This window comes from Collimonas humicola (assembly GCF_018304945.1).
In the GTDB taxonomy this organism is placed as follows: Bacteria; Pseudomonadota; Gammaproteobacteria; order Burkholderiales; family Burkholderiaceae_D; genus Collimonas; species Collimonas humicola.
The window spans coordinates 934,100-952,861 of the sequence record NZ_JAGQEE010000001.1 but is presented as its reverse complement, the minus strand read 5'-3'; the positions used below and the strand labels follow the sequence as shown (position 1 = coordinate 952,861).

General features: G+C 60.9%; 16 protein-coding genes. 11 read left to right on the top strand and 5 right to left on the bottom strand.

All coding sequences use genetic code 11. The features are described 5' to 3' along the window. Window positions 1–55: 55 nt before the first annotated feature. Window positions 56–505, top strand: coding sequence for a DUF1178 family protein (locus tag KHU30_RS04255; RefSeq protein WP_211441367.1), 450 nt, complete (start codon window positions 56–58; stop codon window positions 503–505). Window positions 506–542: 37 nt separating this feature from the next. On the opposite strand, the gene KHU30_RS04250 is transcribed toward KHU30_RS04255, so the two are convergent. The 3 genes from KHU30_RS04250 to gmk all read right to left on the bottom strand — a co-directional run bounded on the left by KHU30_RS04250 (window position 543) and on the right by gmk (window position 3,841). Next, the gene (locus tag KHU30_RS04250) at window positions 543–2,825 is read right to left on the bottom strand and encodes a RelA/SpoT family protein (protein WP_211441366.1); all 2,283 of its coding nucleotides are present in this window, start codon (window positions 2,823–2,825) and stop codon (window positions 543–545) included. A 110-nt stretch (window positions 2,826–2,935) separates the two neighbouring features. Continuing rightward, on the bottom strand, window positions 2,936–3,139 hold the full coding sequence (rpoZ, locus tag KHU30_RS04245) for a DNA-directed RNA polymerase subunit omega (RefSeq protein WP_092351791.1): 204 nt from the start codon (window positions 3,137–3,139) through the stop codon (window positions 2,936–2,938). Window positions 3,140–3,196: 57 nt separating this feature from the next. Further along, window positions 3,197–3,841 (bottom strand): guanylate kinase, encoded by a 645-nt coding sequence (gene gmk / locus KHU30_RS04240; RefSeq protein ID WP_211442200.1) that lies wholly within the window; start codon window positions 3,839–3,841, stop codon window positions 3,197–3,199. 294 nt (window positions 3,842–4,135) lie between these two features. Here gmk and KHU30_RS04235 point away from each other — a divergent pair, with 294 nt between their 5' ends. From KHU30_RS04235 to rraA, 9 genes are all read left to right on the top strand, one after another. Continuing rightward, window positions 4,136–4,387: a DUF2164 domain-containing protein gene (locus KHU30_RS04235; protein ID WP_211441365.1), complete on the top strand. Its 252-nt coding sequence runs from the start codon at window positions 4,136–4,138 to the stop codon at window positions 4,385–4,387. Between the two features lie 110 nt (window positions 4,388–4,497). After that, entirely contained in the window at window positions 4,498–5,958 is a 1,461-nt protein-coding gene (gene thrC / locus KHU30_RS04230; RefSeq protein WP_211442199.1) for a threonine synthase, read from the top strand. Between the two features lie 41 nt (window positions 5,959–5,999). After that, window positions 6,000–7,223: a molybdopterin molybdotransferase MoeA gene (locus tag KHU30_RS04225; RefSeq protein WP_211441364.1), complete on the top strand. Its 1,224-nt coding sequence runs from the start codon at window positions 6,000–6,002 to the stop codon at window positions 7,221–7,223. 39 nt (window positions 7,224–7,262) lie between these two features. Next, window positions 7,263–7,520 carry a molybdopterin converting factor subunit 1 gene (gene moaD, locus KHU30_RS04220; protein ID WP_211441363.1) on the top strand — a complete coding sequence of 86 codons (258 nt, stop codon included), beginning with the start codon at window positions 7,263–7,265 and terminating at the stop codon, window positions 7,518–7,520. 27 nt (window positions 7,521–7,547) lie between these two features. Further along, complete coding sequence (gene moaE, locus KHU30_RS04215; RefSeq protein WP_211441362.1) at window positions 7,548–8,036, top strand: molybdopterin synthase catalytic subunit MoaE; 489 nt, start codon at window positions 7,548–7,550, stop codon at window positions 8,034–8,036. A gap of 60 nt (window positions 8,037–8,096) precedes the next feature. Next, window positions 8,097–8,219: a CrcB family protein gene (locus KHU30_RS25060; protein ID WP_407928019.1), complete on the top strand. Its 123-nt coding sequence runs from the start codon at window positions 8,097–8,099 to the stop codon at window positions 8,217–8,219. Between the two features lie 70 nt (window positions 8,220–8,289). Beyond that, complete coding sequence (gene clpB, locus KHU30_RS04210; protein WP_211441361.1) at window positions 8,290–10,893, top strand: ATP-dependent chaperone ClpB; 2,604 nt, start codon at window positions 8,290–8,292, stop codon at window positions 10,891–10,893. Between the two features lie 401 nt (window positions 10,894–11,294). Next, on the top strand, window positions 11,295–12,965 hold the full coding sequence (locus tag KHU30_RS04205; RefSeq protein ID WP_211441360.1) for a sensor domain-containing diguanylate cyclase: 1,671 nt from the start codon (window positions 11,295–11,297) through the stop codon (window positions 12,963–12,965). A gap of 26 nt (window positions 12,966–12,991) precedes the next feature. Beyond that, window positions 12,992–13,486, top strand: coding sequence for a ribonuclease E activity regulator RraA (gene rraA, locus KHU30_RS04200; protein WP_211441359.1), 495 nt, complete (start codon window positions 12,992–12,994; stop codon window positions 13,484–13,486). A gap of 98 nt (window positions 13,487–13,584) precedes the next feature. Here the strand turns inward: rraA and KHU30_RS04195 are convergent, their stop codons facing one another. Together KHU30_RS04195 and KHU30_RS04190 are read right to left on the bottom strand one after the other, a co-directional pair. Further along, window positions 13,585–15,939: a xanthine dehydrogenase family protein molybdopterin-binding subunit gene (locus KHU30_RS04195; protein ID WP_211441358.1), complete on the bottom strand. Its 2,355-nt coding sequence runs from the start codon at window positions 15,937–15,939 to the stop codon at window positions 13,585–13,587. Then, window positions 15,936–16,400 carry a (2Fe-2S)-binding protein gene (locus KHU30_RS04190; RefSeq protein ID WP_211441357.1) on the bottom strand — a complete coding sequence of 155 codons (465 nt, stop codon included), beginning with the start codon at window positions 16,398–16,400 and terminating at the stop codon, window positions 15,936–15,938. Before KHU30_RS04190 ends, KHU30_RS04195 begins: the two co-directional genes overlap by 4 nt. Window positions 16,401–16,642: 242 nt before the next feature. Between KHU30_RS04190 and KHU30_RS04185 the strand changes: the two genes are divergently transcribed. Beyond that, entirely contained in the window at window positions 16,643–18,703 is a 2,061-nt protein-coding gene (locus tag KHU30_RS04185; RefSeq protein WP_211441356.1) for an OPT family oligopeptide transporter, read from the top strand. Window positions 18,704–18,762 lie beyond the last annotated feature (59 nt).

Here is an 18,762-nt window from a genome sequence, read left to right as displayed (position 1 = left end):
TTCTATGCTGGTTAGTGTAAGATCCCTGCTTTTCCGCGCCGACGAATGCCGCATCATGAAAGTCTACAATTTAGCTTGTGAACAGAATCATCGCTTCGAGGGCTGGTTCGGCTCGGAGGATGATTTTCTTTCTCAGTCGGCGCGGCAGCTGATCGTCTGTCCGATCTGCGACAGCGTCAAAGTGGGCAAGCTGCCGTCAGCGCCGCATTTGAACCTCTCTACAGCCAAGTCCGCAACCGCCGCGCGCAAGGAAGTCGGCCCGCATTCGCCGGTAGCGGCGCAGATGCAGAAACGCTTGCTGGACATGGCGCGCCATGTCATGGAAAACACGGAAGACGTAGGGGAAGGTTTTGCCGAAGAAGCGCGCCGCATCCACTACAAGGAAGTGCCTGAGCACGGGATTCGCGGCGTTGCCACGGCGGAGGAGTGCGATGAACTGGCGGACGAGGGCATCGACGTTTTCCAGCTGCCTTTGCCCGCCTTGCACAAATCGACGCTGCAATAAGCCGCCGCGGCGGCCGTATGCAGGTCCATCAGGACTATCAGTTACGGTCGCGCAAGATCCTGGTGACGCCGCGGATGCGGCGCACATTGCGCATCAGGCGCGCCAGGTGCACCCGGTCTTCTACCTGGATGGTGAACACCAGCTGCGTCATCAGCTGGTCCTTGTCATCGTCCATGTTGACATAGATGATGTTGGCGTCGGAATCGCCAATTTCAGCCGCTACCCGCGCCAGGATGCCTTTGTCGTTATGGACCAGCACCTTGATGCGGCAGTCGAAGCGGCGGTTCAGGTCCTCGCCCCACAGCACTTCAATCCAGCGGTCCGGATCCTTGTTGCGCTGGCGCTTGGCGATGTTGCAGTCCTCCGCATGCACTACCAGTCCCTGGTCGCGCTTCAGCTGGCCGGTGATGTGGTCGCCGGGAATCGGCTGGCAGCATGGCGATAGCTGCACCGAGATGCCTTCGCTGCCGTAGATCACCACCGGATCCATTTTGGCCGGCGCGCTGACGCCGTCCATGTCGAGCAGCGGCGTCTGTAAAGGTTCGTTTTCCAGCAAGCCCATGATATGGCGCGCCACCAGGGTCGCCATGCGCTTGCCGACGCCGATGTCGGCGTAGATTTCATCCAGCGATTTGGCGCTGGATTCGTTCAGCAGGCGGTCGACCACCACCGGCGCCAGCGCCGGATTGAGGTTGAGCGTGGCCAGGGCTTGCGACAGCAAGCGTTTGCCCAGTTCTACCGATTCGCCCAGGTTGATGGTGCGCAGGTGATGGCGGATGGCCGAGCGCGCCTTGCCGGTGCGTACGAAGCTGAGCCAGTTGGGGCTGGGGCGCGAGCTGGTCGAGGTGATGATTTCAACGATGTCGCCGTTATGCAGTTCGGTGCGCAGCGGCGCCGGTTCGTGGTTGATCTTGGCGGCGATGGTCTGGTCGCCTACGTCGGTATGGATGGTGTAGGCAAAATCCAGCGCGGTGGCGCCGCGCGGCAGGGCGATGATCTTCGATTTCGGCGTGAATACGTAGACCGAATCGGGGAACAGGTCGACCTTGACGTGTTCCAGGAACTCGGCCGAATCGCCGGTCTGCTTCTGGATATCCAGCAGCGACTGCAGCCAGGCGTGGGTGCGCTGCTGCAGGTCGCTCAGGTTGCCTTCTTCGTCCTTGTACAGCCAGTGCGCGGCAACCCCGGATTCAGCGACGCGGTGCATGTCCTGGGTGCGGATCTGGAATTCGACCGGCGTACCGTAAGGGCCGATCAGGGTGGTGTGCAGCGACTGGTAGCCGTTCAGTTTGGGAATCGCGATGTAATCCTTGAACTTGCCCGGCATCGGCTTGTACAGCGCGTGCAGGGTGCCGAGCGCCAGGTAGCAGTTGGCGAAGGTGTCGACCACGATGCGGAAGCCGTACACGTCCAGCACCTGGGAAAACGACAGGTGCTTGTTGTGCATCTTGCGATAGATGCCGAACAGGCTTTTCTCGCGGCCGTCTATCTGCGCGTTGATGCCGGTGGCGGCCAGCGTGGTGCTGACCGATTCCAGGATCTTGCTGACGACTTCGCGGCGGTTGCCGCGTGCCGCCTTGACCGCTTTCGCCAGGGTGCGGTGCCGCAGCGGATACAGGTGCGAGAACGCCAGTTCCTGCAGTTCGCGGTAGATATTGTTGAGCCCAAGCCGATGCGCGATCGGAATGTAGACCTCCATGGTCTCGCGCGCGATGCGGCGTTTCTTTTCCGGGATCATCACGCCCAGCGTGCGCATATTGTGCAGGCGGTCGGCCAGCTTGACCAGGATCACGCGGACGTCGCGCGCCATCGCCAGCAGCATCTTGCGGAAATTCTCGGCCTGTGCCTCGATCTGGCTCTGGAATTCGATCTTGTCCAGCTTGGAGAGGCCATCGACCAGGGTCGCCACCGGCGCGCCGAAGCGTTCGATCAGCTCGTCCTTCTTGACGTCCTGGTCTTCCATGACATCGTGCAGCAGGGCGGCCATGATGGCTTGCGCGTCCAGCTTCCAGTCGGCGCAGATTTCGGCGACGGCAATCGGGTGTGAAATATAGGGTTCGCCGGATTTGCGCATCTGACCCAGATGCATTTCATCCGAAAAGCGATAGGCTTCCTTGACCTTCTTCAGCTCGGCTGGGGTCAGGTATTCGGCAAGCTTGGTGGTCAGGTGCGTAATCGAGGCGACGCCGGGCTGGAGGGCGGGCTGAGGATCTGGCAAGGGGGGCGTATTAGCAGGTTTTCTGGCTGAGCGGGGGGAGGCCGCCCGTTTTTTTGTGGTTGCGGCTGATGACATGCTTGAATCCGGAGATGTCAGGTTCATACTTGGTCGATAGCAGCCGCATGAGTTTTATCAATTGCAGGACAGAGTCGTGAAGTCGCCAAGGCGTACCGCATCAGTTACGTAACAACGCTGCCCTCAATTCATCAAAATTAACCAGGTACCTTCTTGAGCATTTCAATGCCGATCTTGCCGGCAGCGATTTCGCGCAGGGCGATCACGGTCGGCTTGTCCTTGGCGTCGATCTTCGCTGTGTGGCCTTGCAACAGCTGGCGTGCGCGATAAGTCGCGGACAGCGTCAGTTGAAAACGGTTAGGGATCTGTTTCAGACAATCTTCGATAGTGATGCGGGCCATAAAATTCTCCAGAATGCGGTACTGCCAATTGGTGGCTTAATACCAGTTGGCTAAATATTAACTTAAATTTGCGTGGATGCCCAATTGGGCAAATAAAGACGCGTTTCGCACTGCCTGTTGCGAAAAGCGGCAGCGAGTAGCTTTGACAATCGCTGTTAATTCCGACAGAGCAGATGCAAACTCTTGATTAATAATAACATATTCAAACTCAGGGGCGTGCGCGATTTCGCCGCCGGCGGCAAGAATCCGCCGCGTGATGACCTGCGGTTCGTCCTGGCCGCGCTTTTTCAGGCGTTCTTCCAATGCCGCGATCGATGGCGGCAGGATGAAAATGCCGACCGCATGCGGGAATTGCTTCTTGACCTGCTGCGCGCCTTGCCAGTCGATCTCCAGCAAAACATCGGTGCCGGATTGCATCTGCTCGGCGATCGCCAGGCGCGAGGTGCCGTAGTAATTGGTGTGCACTTCGGCCCACTCCAGGAATTCACCCTGCTTATGGCGGGAGCGGAAGTCTTCCACCGTGGTGAAGTGGTATTCGCGGCCATCCTGTTCACCCGGGCGCGGCGGCCGCGTGGTGTAGGAGATCGATAGTTTGATCGTTTGCTCTTGCGCCAGCAGCGCATTCACCAGCGTCGATTTGCCGGCGCCGGACGGGGCGACCACCATGAACAGGCTGCCCGACATCGGGTGCTCATCGGGCATGGCCGCGCTGTTGACCAGTTCGGCTGATGGAGTAGTTAGTGGAGGTGTCATAGCAATTGAAAGATGTGCAGGCTCTCAGGCATGCAAAATGCCTGAATACTAAGTGTGACATTGTATCAGCGTGGCAATAAGGCTGCAGCGAGGATTTGTATCTTTTATGAATGGCGCGTACGCCAAGTATATTGGTGTAGTGATAACGGCCGGCCAGGGCTTGGTGTACATTTATGGGTTTCCCAAAAAGCGCAGGCATTGCTGGCGCGCTTTGATGATGTACAACAGACAAGGACCAAAGCAGTGGCGATCAAATTGCAGCAAGCGGAACAGAAAGACCTGGCCGGCGCCATTCAGCGCTACTTCAAGGAAAACATGGAAGAGCCTATCGGCGACCTGAAGGCTGCCATGCTGCTCGATTTCTGCCTGCAGGTGATCGGCCCGGCCATCTACAACCAGGCGATCGCCGATGCGCAAGCCCATATGGAAGCGAAAGTCGCCGACCTCAGCGTCGAATGCTACGAAGAGAGCGGCAACTACTGGAAGAAAAAATAAGCCCGGACTATCCCGCCTGCGCCGCCAAAGCTGACAGCAGCAGGGTAGCGGACGCTATAATGCATGCAGCAGCCCATCTTCATCCGCCAATTACCTACGCCATCCACACTATGCATTATGTTTCGACTCGCGGCCACGCAGCCGCACAAAACTTTTCCGAGATCCTGTTAGGCGGCCTGGCGCCGGATGGCGGCCTGTATCTGCCGGCCGAATATCCGCAAGTTACCTCAGCCGAACTGGACCACTGGCGCACGCTGTCCTACGCCGACCTGGCGTTCGAAGTGCTGAAGAAGTTCGCCACCGATGTGCCGCAGGCCGATCTGCGTAAGCTGGCGCACCAGACCTACACCGCCGAGGTCTACCGCAATGTGCGGGCAGGCGAGGATGCAGGGCAGATCACGCCGCTCAGCGTGCTGGAAGAAAAAGACGGCTGCAAGCTGCTGCTGCAAGCCTTGTCGAACGGCCCGACGCTGGCCTTCAAGGACATGGCGATGCAATTGCTCGGCAACCTGTTCGAATACACCCTGGCCAAGAACGACGCCAAGCTGAACATCTTCGGCGCCACTTCCGGCGATACCGGCAGCGCCGCGGAATATGCGATGCGCGGCAAAAAAGGCATCCGTGTGTTCATGCTGTCGCCGCACAAGAAGATGAGCGCATTCCAGACCGCGCAAATGTTCAGCCTGCAGGATCCGAACATTTTCAATATCGCGGTCGAAGGCGTGTTCGACGATTGCCAGGATATGGTGAAAGCGGTATCGAATGACCACGCCTTCAAGGCCAGCCAGAAAATCGGCACGGTCAATTCGATCAATTGGGCGCGCGTGGTGGCGCAGGTGGTGTACTACTTCCGCGGTTACCTCAGCGCGACCACCAGCAATGAACAGAAAGTATCGTTCACTGTCCCCTCGGGCAATTTCGGCAATATCTGCGCCGGCCACATCGCGCGCATGATGGGCCTGCCGATCGACAAGCTGGTGGCGGCCACCAACGAGAATGACGTGCTCGACGAGTTTTTCCGCACCGGCATCTACCGCGTGCGCAAGTCGGCCGAGACTTACCACACCAGCAGCCCGAGCATGGATATCAGCAAGGCCTCCAATTTCGAGCGTTTCATCCACGACCTGCTGGACGGCGACAGCGAACGCGTGCGCGCCTTGTTCCACAAGGTCGAGACCGAAGGCGGGTTCAGCCTGGCAGGCGGCCCCGGCAGCGATGGCGACGAATTCACCCGGATCGGCCGTTTCGGCTTCCAGTCCGGCAAATCCACGCACCAGGACCGGCTAGCCACCATCCGCGATATCCAGCAACGCTACAACGTCACCATCGATACCCATACCGCCGACGGCGTCAAGGTCGCGCGTGAATACATGGTGCCGGGCGTGCCGATGATTGTGCTGGAGACCGCCTTGCCGGCCAAGTTCAACGAAGCCATCCGCGAAGCATTGGGGCGCGATGCGCAACGGCCGGCCGGTTTTGAAAACATTGAAGCGCTGCCGCAGCGTTTTGAAGTGATGGCGGCCGACGTCGCCCAGGTCAAGAGCTTCATCGCCACTCACACCGGCCTGTAAGCGCAACGAAAGCGGTAGAGAAAATGATGCAAAAGCCATCGATGTTAACTGTCGCCGAAGCCCTGGCGCTGCTGCTGGCCGCCGACCGCCCGCTGCTCGACAGCGCCGCGGCCGAACTGGTGCCGACGCTGGAAGCGAACGGCCGGGTGCTGGCCGTCGCCCAGACTTCGCAGCTCAATGTGCCGCCGGCGGACAACACGCAAATGGACGGCTACGCGGTGCGCGCCGCCGATTGCGCCAGCGGCGCGGCGCGCTTGCCGGTATCGCAAAGAATTCCGGCCGGACACGTCGGCGCGCCGCTGGCGGTTGGCAGCGCGGCGCGGATCTTTACCGGCGCCATGATTCCGGCCGGCGCCGACGCCGTGGTCATGCAGGAAATGTGCGAAGCCGACGGCGATGCGGTGGTGATCAGGCACGCGCCGAAAGCCGGCGAATGGGTGCGCCGCGCCGGCGAGGATATCCGGAGCGGCAGCGTGATCCTGGCGGCCGGCACGCGCCTGCGGCCGCAGGATCTTGGCCTGGCGGCATCGGTAGGCCTGGAAAGGTTGCCGGTGCTGCGTAAGCTGCGGGTGGCGATGTTTTTCACCGGCGATGAACTGGCCATGCCCGGCCAGCCGTTGAAGCCGGGCGCTATCTATAATTCCAATCGTTTCGTCCTGCGCGGTTTGCTGGAAAATCTCGGTTGCCAGATTACCGACTACGGCATCGTGCCGGACAACCTGGAAGCTACCCGCGAAGCGTTGCGGCGCGCAGCGCAGGAACATGATCTGATCCTGACTTCGGGCGGCGTCTCGGTGGGCGAAGAAGACCATGTGAAGCCGGCGGTGGAAGCAGAAGGACGCCTTAACATGTGGCAAATCGCGATGAAGCCTGGCAAGCCGCTGGCCTTCGGCGAGGTGCGCCGCACCGCTGGCGGCAACGCTTTCTTTATCGGCTTGCCGGGCAATCCGGTTTCCAGTTTCGTCACCTTCCTGATCTTCGTGCGGCCCTTCATCTTGCGCCAGCAAGGCGTGGCGGCGGACGCTGCGGCGCCGCAGGCGCTGGCCATGCGCGCCGATTTCGACTGGCCCAAGGCCGACCGCCGCCAGGAATTCCTGCGCGCAAGAATCAATGCCAACGGCGGCCTGGATCTGTTCCCGCATCAGGGCTCCGGGGTGCTGACTTCTGCCGTCTGGAGCGATGGCCTGGTCGACAATCCGGCCGGACAAACGATTACCCGCGGCGACATGCTGCGCTTCCTGCCGTTTTCTGCTCTACTGCAATAAGCAGTTAGCCGGCTGAGACTGATCAATAACGAGAATGCAATGAAAATCGAACTGCGTTTTTTTGCCAGCCTGCGCGAGACGCTCAAGCTGTCGCAGGAAGTGCTGGAGTTGCCGGAGCCGGTGACTACCGTTGGCGCTGTGCGCGCGCATTTGCGCGCCCGCGGCGGCGTTTGGGCCGAAGCGCTGGCGGACGGCCGCGCGCTGCGGATGGCTTTCAATCAAGAGTTGGCGCACCCCGATACTGTCGTTACCGACGGTGGCGAAGTCGCATTTTTCCCGCCGGTCACCGGCGGCTGATATATTGCCGGCAATGAGGTACTGACTATGCCAATCCGCGTCCAGACTGAAGATTTCGATTTCGCCGCCGAACTGGCGCAACTGCGGCTGGGCAATCCCCGGATTGGCGCCGTTGTCAGTTTTCTGGGCACCGTGCGCGATCTGAACGACGGCAGCAGCGTCGCCCAGATGGAGCTTGAGCATTATCCCGGCATGACCGAAAAGGCGCTGGCCGCTATCGTCGCCCAGGCCAAGCAGCGCTGGGAAATTTTCGACGCGCTGGTGATACACCGCATCGGCCCCTTGCTGCCGCAGGACCAGATCGTGCTGGTGGCGGTCGCCTCGGCGCATCGCGGCGACGCCTTCGCCGCCTGCGAATTCATTATCGACTACCTCAAGACCGAAGCGCCGTTCTGGAAGAAAGAGCACACCGAGCAAGGCGCGCGCTGGGTCGACGCGCGCAGCAGCGACGACGAAGCGCTCGCCAAGTGGGAGCAGGACAGCTTGCCTTTGCCTATGCGTGAAAGCAAGAAATGAGCTGACAGGCCTGGCAGCGAGGGCGTTGGAATCGCACCCGCACTGCCTGTGGAATGGCGCTTGCCGGTGATAGCCGGCTTGCTTGGCGGCCTGATCATTTTTTCCACTTTTTCCACCTTTTCAGCCGAATCGATGGCGTTGCTGCAACATGGCGAATATGGCTGGTTCCTGGACCATACTTAGTTTGCCAGCGCGCGCTTGAAATCAGCCAGCATGTCCCAATTTTCTATCTATCAGATATTTTGGAGGAACCATGCGTTTCGATAAATTAACCACGAAGTTGCAGGAAGCGATTGCCGACGCGCAGAGCCAGGCGGTCGGTAACGATAATCAATATATAGATCCGGTGCATGCCTTGATCGCGTTGCTGAACCAGGACGATGGCAGCGCCACTTCGCTGTTGCAGCGCGCCGGCGTCAACGTGGCGGCGCTGGGCGCCGGGCTCAAGGCTGCGCTAGGCCGTCTGCCCAAGGTCAGCGGCAGCGGCGGCGAAGTGCAGATCGGCCGCGAGCTGCTGGCTTTGCTCAACCTGGCCGACAAGGAAGCGCAAAAACGCGGCGATCAGTTCATCGCCAGCGAAATGCTGCTGCTGGCCCTGCTCGACGATAAATCCGATGCAGGCCGTCTGGCGCGCGAAAACGGCCTCACGCGCAAGGCGCTGGAAGCGGCCATTACCGCAGTGCGCGGCGGCGCCAATGTCGCTTCGCAGGATGGCGAAGGGCAGCGCGAAGCCTTGAAGAAATACACGCTGGACCTGACCGAACGGGCGCGCCTCGGCAAGCTCGATCCGGTGATCGGCCGGGACGATGAAATCCGCCGCGCGATCCAGATCCTGCAGCGCCGCAGCAAGAATAATCCGGTGCTGATCGGCGAACCCGGCGTCGGCAAGACCGCGATCGTGGAAGGCCTGGCGCAACGCATTGTGAATGGCGAAGTGCCTGACAGCCTGAAATCCAAGCGCGTCTTGTCGCTCGACATGGCGTCCTTGCTGGCCGGTGCGAAATTCCGCGGCGAGTTCGAAGAACGCCTGAAAGCGGTATTGAAGGAAATTGCCAAGGACGAAGGCCAGACCATTGTCTTCATCGACGAGCTGCACACCATGGTCGGCGCCGGCAAGGCGGAAGGCGCGATGGATGCCGGCAATATGCTGAAGCCGGCGCTGGCGCGCGGCGAGCTGCATTGCGTCGGCGCCACCACCTTGGACGAGTATCGCAAATACATCGAAAAGGATGCGGCGCTGGAACGCCGTTTCCAGAAAATCCTGGTGGACGAGCCTAGCGTCGAAGCCACGATTGCGATCCTGCGCGGCTTGCAGGAAAAATACGAAGTCCATCACGGCGTGGAAATCACCGATCCGGCAATCGTCGCGGCGGCGGAATTGTCGCATCGCTACATCACCGACCGTTTCCTGCCCGACAAGGCGATCGACCTGATCGATGAAGCGGCAGCCAAGATCAAGATTGAAATCGACTCCAAGCCGGAGGTGATGGACAAGCTCGATCGGCGCTTGATCCAGCTCAAGATCGAGCGCGAGGCCGTGCGCCGCGAGAAAGACGAAGCGTCGCAAAAACGCTTCACCCTGATCGAAGAGGAAATCGAGAAGCTGTCGCGCGAATATGCCGACCTGGAAGAAATCTGGAAATCGGAGAAAGCCAACGCCCAGGGCAGCAAGCATCTGAAAGAGGAAATCGAGAAGCTGCGCCTGCAGATCGACGAGGCGACCCGCAACAGCGACTGGCAAAAGGTATCTGAGCTGAAATACGGCAAGCTCAACGAACTGGAGAAAGCGCTGGAGGCGCAGTCGAAGCAGGATGCGCTGGCTGTGCAGCACCCGGATCCCGAAGGCAAGCCGCAGCTGGTGCGGACCCAGGTCGGCGCCGACGAAATCGCCGAGATCGTATCGCGCATCACCGGCATCCCGGTGTCGAAGATGCTGCAGGGCGAGCGCGAAAAGCTGGTCAATATGGAGGCGGAACTGCATCGCCGCGTGGTTGGCCAGGACGAGGCCATCGTCGCCGTCTCGGACGCCATCCGCCGTTCGCGTGCCGGCCTGAGCGATCCTGACCGGCCCTACGGTTCCTTCATGTTCCTGGGCCCCACCGGCGTCGGCAAGACCGAGTTGTGCAAGGCGCTGGCCAGCTTCCTGTTCGACAGCGCCGATTCGATGATCCGCATCGACATGAGCGAATTCATGGAGAAGCATTCGGTGGCCCGCCTGATCGGCGCACCGCCGGGCTATGTCGGCTACGAGGAGGGCGGTTATCTGACCGAACTGGTGCGGCGCAAGCCCTACAGCGTGATCTTGCTCGATGAGATTGAAAAAGCCCATCCGGACGTGTTCAACGTGCTGCTGCAGGTATTGGACGACGGCCGTATGACCGATGGCCAAGGCCGCACCGTGGATTTCAAGAATACGGTTATCGTCATGACATCGAATCTCGGTTCGCACCGGATCCAGGCGATGGAAGGCAGCGATCCGGCGGTGGTGAAAATGGAAGTAATGGCAGAAGTAAGGAACCATTTCCGTCCGGAGTTTATCAACCGTATCGATGAAATCGTGGTGTTCCATGCGCTCGACGAGAAAAACATCGGTGCGATCGCCCTGATCCAGCTGAAGATACTGGAGCAACGCCTGGCGAAAATGGACATGGGCCTGGAAATCTCGGAAGCCGGCCTGCAGAAAATCGCCGAGGCTGGTTTCGATCCGGTGTATGGGGCGCGGCCGCTGAAGCGGGCGATTCAGCAGCAGATAGAAAACCCGCTGTCGAAATTGATCCTGGAGGGGAAATTCGGTCCTAAGGACATTGTTCATGTAAATGTTAACAATGGTGATATAGTTTTCAAAGTAACAACTTAAGCCTGAATTTCGCAGGCGCAAAAGAGTAAAATCGCAACAAGCTTCATCCTGTTGCTTTATAAAGGTCACATGGCGTCGCCGTGTGGCCTTTTTTCGGATTGATGCCGTTTACACTGCTGTCTTGGTGCTGTAATAATCGAATGTTATAAATTGTGCATCTAAATCTGCTGGAAAGCAGCATTCGTGTTGGTAACGCCAAGGTGCAGGAGTAGTTTCTTTAAGTCGGATATTGCCGATTCTTGTGTTATTTCGAGGCAATTTTGAAGCGAACTTCACTGCAACGCTTATTCATTTTGCCGTTTGCAGCGCTATTGTTATGTCTGGCCGTGTCAGTCGGCTGGCTTCTTTATCAGGCTGGCCAGGATGCTACCGATGCGTTATCGGTAAAGGTCCTGGCAGACATGATGGGAGGCATCAACAGTGCAATCAACAGGCAACTTTTCGACGCCGGCGCGGCGTTGCGGGTAGTCGCGCCCGATCAAGTCGCCGATGCCGCCGACAAGACGCCGACGCCGATTCCGTTTCCTGCCAATGTGCGCAGGCTGGAAGAACGCATGTGGATTGCCAGCGGCCTGTTTCCGGCGGTCGGCGGCTTTATCGGTTTTGCCGGCACGGACGGGCATTTCGTCGGCATCCGCCGCACTGCCGCCAATGAATTCCGGGTCCGACTGAGAGGCGCCGGCGACGAGCCCAGCCATTTATATCGCAGTCGCGGCCCGGCAGTTGAAATGACCTTCCTGGAGACGGAAGAGTACGAGCCGCGCGCGCAAAGCTGGTACCTGAATGCCGTCAGCCAGAAAAAAGATGCCTGGTCGCCGGTGTTTGTCGAGGCCGCCAGCAACGAGCCGGTCCTGATGCTGGCGCGGCCGGTGTTTGACGCCAGCCGCGATCTGATCGGCGTGGTCGCGAGGGAACTGTCGCTGAAACCGCTGCGGGAATACCTGCAGGCGCTGCCGATGGACAGGAATGGCGTGGCCTATATTGCCGAGCGCAATGGCGACCTGGTTGCCGCTTCCAATGGCGAAAATGTCTTCATCCCTGATGCCAGCGGCAAGAGCCTGCGCGTCAGGAACGGGCTCACGGGCATCGCTTCGCCGTTCATGCGCCAAAGCTGGCAGCTGGTGCAAACCTATCTGCAGAAGCACCCCGGGGTGGCGCCGATCATCGACCCGGTCATTCCCTCGACGCTCAATCCGCCCAAGCCAGGCAAGCTGATCATTGGCGCCTTTCCCAGCGCCTCCGGACAGATCGAGGTGGCCGCGCAGCTGCATCGCGATGCAGCCGGACTGGAATGGGTCGCGGTGGTGGCTTTGCCGCGCTCCGATTTCTGGGGCGCGATCAACTCCAGCGTCTACAAAAGCCTGTATCTCGGCCTGCTGGTGATCCTGCTGGCTTTGCTGGCCGGCTACGGGATCTTGCGCTGGGCCTTGCGCGATATCCGCAAGCTGACGCTGGCGGTGCGCAGCATAGGCAGCGGGCGGCCGTTTGCCAAGCTGAATATCGACCGCAAGGACGAGATCGGCGAACTGGCCGAAAGCTTTCAGGAGATGGAACGCCATCTGCGCACCGACCGCCTGACCAGCCTGCTGAACCGCGATTCGCTGATTGCGCAAATCGAATTTCGCCGCCGCACCGACGTCGAGCCGCAGCTGTTCCGGTTTGCGGTGCTGTTCGTCGACCTGGACAAGTTCAAGCAGGTCAACGATCACTATGGTCACGATGAAGGCGACCGGGTCCTGATCGAAGTCGGCCTGCGTCTGCAGAACGCCTTGCGCAAAGAGGATGAAGTAGCGCGTTTCGGCGGCGATGAATTCATCGTTTACCTGCCGGGCGTGGCGGATGAGGAATCGGCGCTGGCGATATCGGAAAAAATCTATGCGGTGCTCAACAAGCCGATCCTGATGACCAACGGCGACCACTGCCAGATCGGCGCATCCATCGGCGGTGCGCTGTATCCGGCCGACGGCCTTGATCTGGAAACCTTGTTGAAAGTCGCCGACAAGCGGATGTATAGTGTCAAGAAATTCGGCGGCCTGACATTTTCGGCCGAGCCGCCCGAAGAACCAACCTGAACAACACCGCCTGCAACGGAGATGCAATGACTTTCGCCACCTGTGATCTGTGCGACGCCAACGAAGACAAGCTCGGCAGCGCCGCCCTGGCGGTATTGCCGCCGGTGTTCATTTCTCTCGGCAAGCGCCAGGCGTTTTGCGGTCCGGCGCGCACCCTCAAGGTACATGAAGACAATGTGCTGGTGCGCAGCACGCTGGAAACCGCCGGCGACGGCCAGGTGCTGGTGGTCGACGGCGGCGGCAGCCTGCGTTGCGCGCTGGTCGGCGGCAACCTCGGCGTGCTGGCGCAGAAAAACGGCTGGGCCGGCATCATCGTCAACGGCTGCGTACGCGATTCGGCGGAGCTCAATGCCTGCGATATCGGCGTTCGCGCATTGGCGCTGCACCCGCAACGCAGTGTCCGCAAGGGAGTAGGGGAGCGCGACATCAGCGTCTCGATCGCCGGCGTGACCATCGCGCCCGGCGCCTGGATCTATGCCGATGCCGACGGCGTACTCGTGGCCGCGCAGAAACTCGACTGAACGGATAAGGTAAAACGGCCATGCGCGACAAGCCGCATGGCCGTTTTTCAAGCCGGCAGGGATCGGCTCTTGAGCCGGCCCTTGCGTCGGCTCTTGAATCAGCTCTTTTTCAGCTGGTCCCGGATCGGCAGGTTGCGGATGCGCTTGCCGGTCGCCGCGAAAATGGCGTTGCACAGGGCCGGCGCGATGGGCGGCGTGCCCGGCTCGCCGACGCCGCCGAGAGGCATGTCGTATTTGTGCGGCACCATGTGCACCCGCAGGTCGCGCGGGGCGCTAAAGGCGCGCAGCACTTCGTACTCATGGAAATTGCCTTGCTCCGCGCTGCCGTTCTTGAAGGTGATTTCCCCCGTCATCGCCAGGCTCAGGCCCATGATGCAGGCGCCTTCGACTTGCGAGCGGATGCGGTCCGGCGTGATCTGCGGGCCGCAATCGATCGCCATGTCGACCCGCGGAATGCTGATCTCGCCATCGGCGCCAACCGCCACTTCGATCACCGCAGCGACATACGACATGAAACTGTAGGCTACCGCCAGGCCCAGTCCATGCCCCTTGGGCAGCTTGCGGCCCCAGCCGGCTTCCTTGGTGGCCAGCTCCACCACCTGCCGCATGCGGCCGGTATCGAGCGGGTACAAGGCCGGCGATTCGCCATAGTTGGTGCTGTCCGACATCTCTTGCGGATTGATCTGGCGCGCCGGGCCGATCAGTTCCAGCAGGAACTCCCGGTGGTCGCGCTTGGCCGCCGCCGCCAGCTCGGCGACAAACGACTGCACCGCGAATGCGTGCGGGATGTTGTAGACCGAACGGAACCAGCCGATGCGCGTGTGGGCCTCGACTTCGGGCGCTTCGATGCGGATATTCGGAATCACGAAGGGGATATTGATCGCGCCCATGCCCAGTTCGCCCGGCTGTTCGCCCTTGGCGCCGGCGACGAAGGTGGAGGCGATGGTTGGCGCGGCAGTGCGGTGCAGCCAGGCCAGCGGCTTGCCTTTGGCGTCCAGCGTGCTTTCCAGGCGCTCCAGCGAGACGGTATGGAAATAGTCATGGCGCAAGTCGTCTTCGCGCGTCCAGGTGACCTTGACCGGCGCGCCGTCCATGGCTTGCGACAGCAGCGCCGCTTCGGCCGCGAAGTCAGGCTTGGATTTGCGGCCGAAGCCGCCTCCCAGCAAGGTCACATTGACCTTGACGGCGTCGATCTTCCAGCCCAGGCGGTCCGCCACCGTGTCGCGCGTGGCTTGCGGATCCTGCACGCAGGCCCAGACTTCGCACTTGCCGTTGGCGGTGCGGGCGGTGGCCGCAGGCGGCTCCATGGTGGCGTGCGCCAGGTGCGGGATGTAGTACTCGGCTTCGATGCGCTTGCCGGCCTGCGCCAGCGCGGCCATGGCGTCGCCGTTGCTGCGCACCACCTTGGCCGGCTTGCGCGCGGCTTCCTGCAAAGTCGTCTTGAAGGCGCTGGAATCGTAGCCGGCATGCGGGCCGTTGTCCCAGGTGATCTTCAATGCTTCGCGGCCCTTGATGGCTGCCCAGGTATTGCGGGCGATGACAGCGATGCCGCCGAGCGGATTGAACTTGGCCGGCGGCGGGCTGCCTTTCAGTTCGATCACGCGCAGCACGCCGGGGATCTTGAGCGCCTCGGCGCTATCGAAACTCGCTGTCTTGCCGCCATACACCGGCGGCCGCGCGATCACCGCATACAGCATGCCGTCGAGGCGGGTATCGATGCCGTAGTGGGTATTGCCGGTGACGATGTCATGGAAATCGACGCTGTTGAAGACGTCTTTGCCGATATAGCGGAATTGTGCCGGATCCTTGAGCTGCACCTGGGTTGCCGGCGGCACTTTCAGCTTGGCGGCGTCGGCCGCCAGTTCGCCGTAACCCAGCTTGCGGCCGCTCTTGGCGTGCCACACCTCATGGTTCTTGGTCGTGATCTCCGCTTCCGGCACGCTCCAGCGCGCCGCCGCAGCGGACACCAGCATCGCGCGCGCGGTGGCGCCGACCTGGCGCATCGGCGTGAAGAAGTGGCGCATGCTGCGCGAGCCGTCGGTATTCTGGTTGCCGTAGCGGCTTTCGTCGGCATTGGCTTGCACCACGCGTACGCGGCCCCAGTCGGCGTCGAGCTCGTCGGCCACCACCAGCGGCAGGCTGGTGCGGATGCCTTGTCCCATTTCGGAACGGTGGGCGATGATGCTGACGATGCCGTCGGCGCCGATGGCGACGAAAATCAGCGGATCGTTGACGGTGCCGCCCGGCATGCCGGCGCCGCCGTATTTTTTGGCGGGCGCGGCGGCGTCGGCGGCGCTGACCAGGCCGTTGACGCCGACCGTCAGCGCCAGTCCGGTAAACGCGCCGACGCCCTTAAGCCAGGTGCGGCGGCTCATGGAGGCGACCGCAGGCGTCTTGCCATCGCCAGCATTGGTGTTAGCGCTATCTTTATCGAAATCGAAAGCGGCGCTCATTTGGCAGCTCCTTTATCCGCGACCTGCTTGATGGCTGCGCGAATCCGGGTGTAGGTGCCGCAACGGCAGATATTGCCGCTCATAGCGTCGTCGATTTGCTTGTCGGTCGGCTTGGCGGTGGTTTTCAGCAGGGCGGTGGCGGACATGATCTGGCCGGCCTGGCAATAGCCGCATTGCGGCACGCCCAGGGCAATCCAGGCTTGCTGTACCGCATGGCCTACCTTGTCTTCGGCCATTGCTTCGATGGTTGTGACTTTTTTGCCGGCAGCGGCGCTGATCGGTGTGATGCATGAGCGGATCGGCTCGCCGTCCAGATGCACGGTGCAAGCGCCGCACAGGGCCATGCCGCAGCCGAACTTGGTGCCGGTCAGGCCGACGTGGTCGCGCAGGGTCCACAGCAGCGGGGTGTCTTCGGGCAGATCGATATCGTGTTGTTTGCCGTTGATGTTCAGGCTTGTCATGGCTTTTACCTTTCCGACTTGGGGTTGATAACCTAATTAACCTATTGAAGGATATTGAAGGACATTGAAAGAACTATTCGCTATGGCGTGGCTTTTTTGATAACGCGCATTTTTCAATCCTGAGCTGATTTTGTCTGGGCAGCTTCCTACCGGGGCATTGTAGACCGAAGTCAAATTTTTGGATGGAGAGCAACTGTTTCGAGGATAATTAGCGCATTGCAATTTTTAGTGATGGAGTTTCGATGTCCGATTTGCTTAGTAAAAATGGGCGCATAGCCGATAATGTTTCACTACCGGAATTGACGGTACGCGGCATCATCCTTGGCGCTTTGATAACCGTCGTCTTCACTGCCTCCAATGTCTACCTGGGCCTGAAAGTAGGCCTGACTTTTTCTTCCGCCATTCCCGCCGCCGTGATTTCCATGGCCGTGCTGCGCATGTTCAAGAGCGCCAACATCCTTGAAAACAATATGGTGCAGACCCAGGCTTCGGCCGCCGGCACCTTGTCTTCTATTATTTTCATCTTGCCGGGCCTGGTGATGATCGGCTACTGGCAAGGCTTCCCTTATTGGCAAACGCTGGCGATCTGCGCCGCCGGCGGCATGCTGGGCGTGATGTTTACGATTCCTTTGCGCCACGCGATGGTGGTGCAGAGCGATCTGCCCTATCCGGAAGGCGTGGCGGCGGCGGAAATCCTGCGTGTCGGCAGCGCCGATGTGGAAGCCGATGCGGCCAGCGGCAAGCCTGGCGTGAAAGCCGAAACCGGCATTGTCGACATCATGGCCGGCGGCGTGGTCGCCGCGGTCGTGACCCTGGCCTCATCCGGTTTCCGGATTTTGAGCGAGGGCATCAGCCTGTGGTTTGCGGCCGGCCCTGCCGTGCTGCGGATTTCCAGCGGATTTTCGCTGGCCTTGCTGGGCGCCGGCTACCTGATCGGCATCGTCGCCGGCATCGCCATGCTGATCGGCCTGCTGATCGCCTGGGGCATCGCCGTGCCGGTGTTGACATCAATGCATGCCATTCCGGACGGCATGACCCTGGCCAAGTACGCCACCGGCCTGTGGAGCAAGGATGTCCGTTTCATCGGCGCCGGCACCATCGGCGTGGCGGCGGTGTGGACGCTGATCACCTTGTTCAAGCCTATGCTGGAAGGCGTCAAGACTTCCTTCCGGGCCCTGAGCGGCGGCAACGGCCGCATCAACATCCCGCGCACCGAACAGGACATGTCGCCGGTGTGGATCGTCGGCATTACGCTGGTGCTGGTGGCGATCCTGGTCGTCACTTTCGGCAGCTTCCTCAGCGCCGCGCCGCTCAGCTCCGGCGTGATGTGGGGGCTGGTGGCTTACAGCGTCCTGTTCGCCGTGATTTTCGGTTTCCTGATCGCCGCCGCCTGCGGCTACATGGCTGGCCTGATCGGTTCGTCCGCCAGCCCGATTTCCGGCGTCGGTATCGTCGCCGTGGTGCTGGTGTCCTTGCTGATCCTGCTGGTCGGCAGCGCCGACGGCTTGCTGGCGACCGAGACCGGCAACAAGCTGGGCATCGCGCTGGCGATCTTCACCACTTCGGCCGTGATTGCAGTGGCCACCATTTCCAACGATAACCTGCAGGACCTGAAAACCGGCTGGCTGGTCGGCGCTACCCCTTGGCGCCAGCAAGTGGCCTTGCTGATCGGCTGCGTGGTCGGCGCAGTGGTAATTCCGCCTGTGCTGGAACTGCTGTACAACGCCTATGGCTTCGCCGGCGCCATGCCGCGCGCCGATATGGACGTTGCGCATGCCTTGTCGGCGCCGCAGGCGACCCTGATGACGGCGATCGCCACCGGCATCTTCACCCACCAGCTGAACTGGGACATGATCCTGATCGGCCTTGGCCTGGGCGTGGCGCTGGTGGTCGTCGATGAAATCCTGCGCCATCGCGGCGGCATGGCCCGCTTGCCGGTGCTGGCGGTCGGTATCGGCATCTACCTGCCGCCAACCGTGGCGTCGACTCTGGTGCTGGGCACCTTGCTGGCCTGGGGTATTGAACGCGTCCTCAAGAAGCGCGCGCAGCAGAAGGGCGTGCCTTACGAGCAGTACGCCGAGCCGTCCAACCGCCGCGGCGTGCTGCTGGCGTCCGGCCTGATCGTCGGCGAAAGCCTGGTCGGCGTGGTGCTGGCCGGGATTATCGGTTTCAGCGGCACGGACTCTCCGCTGGCGCTGGTCGGCCCGGCGTTTGAAGGCACCGCACAATGGCTGGGGCTGATCGTGTTCGTAGCGGTAGCCTGGGTCTTCGCACGCCGGGTCTTGAACGCCAAGCATCCGTAAGCGGGCGCGTTTCTCACTCTGACTGGATTGACTGTTGCAGCTAGCGGATGGCGCTGGCT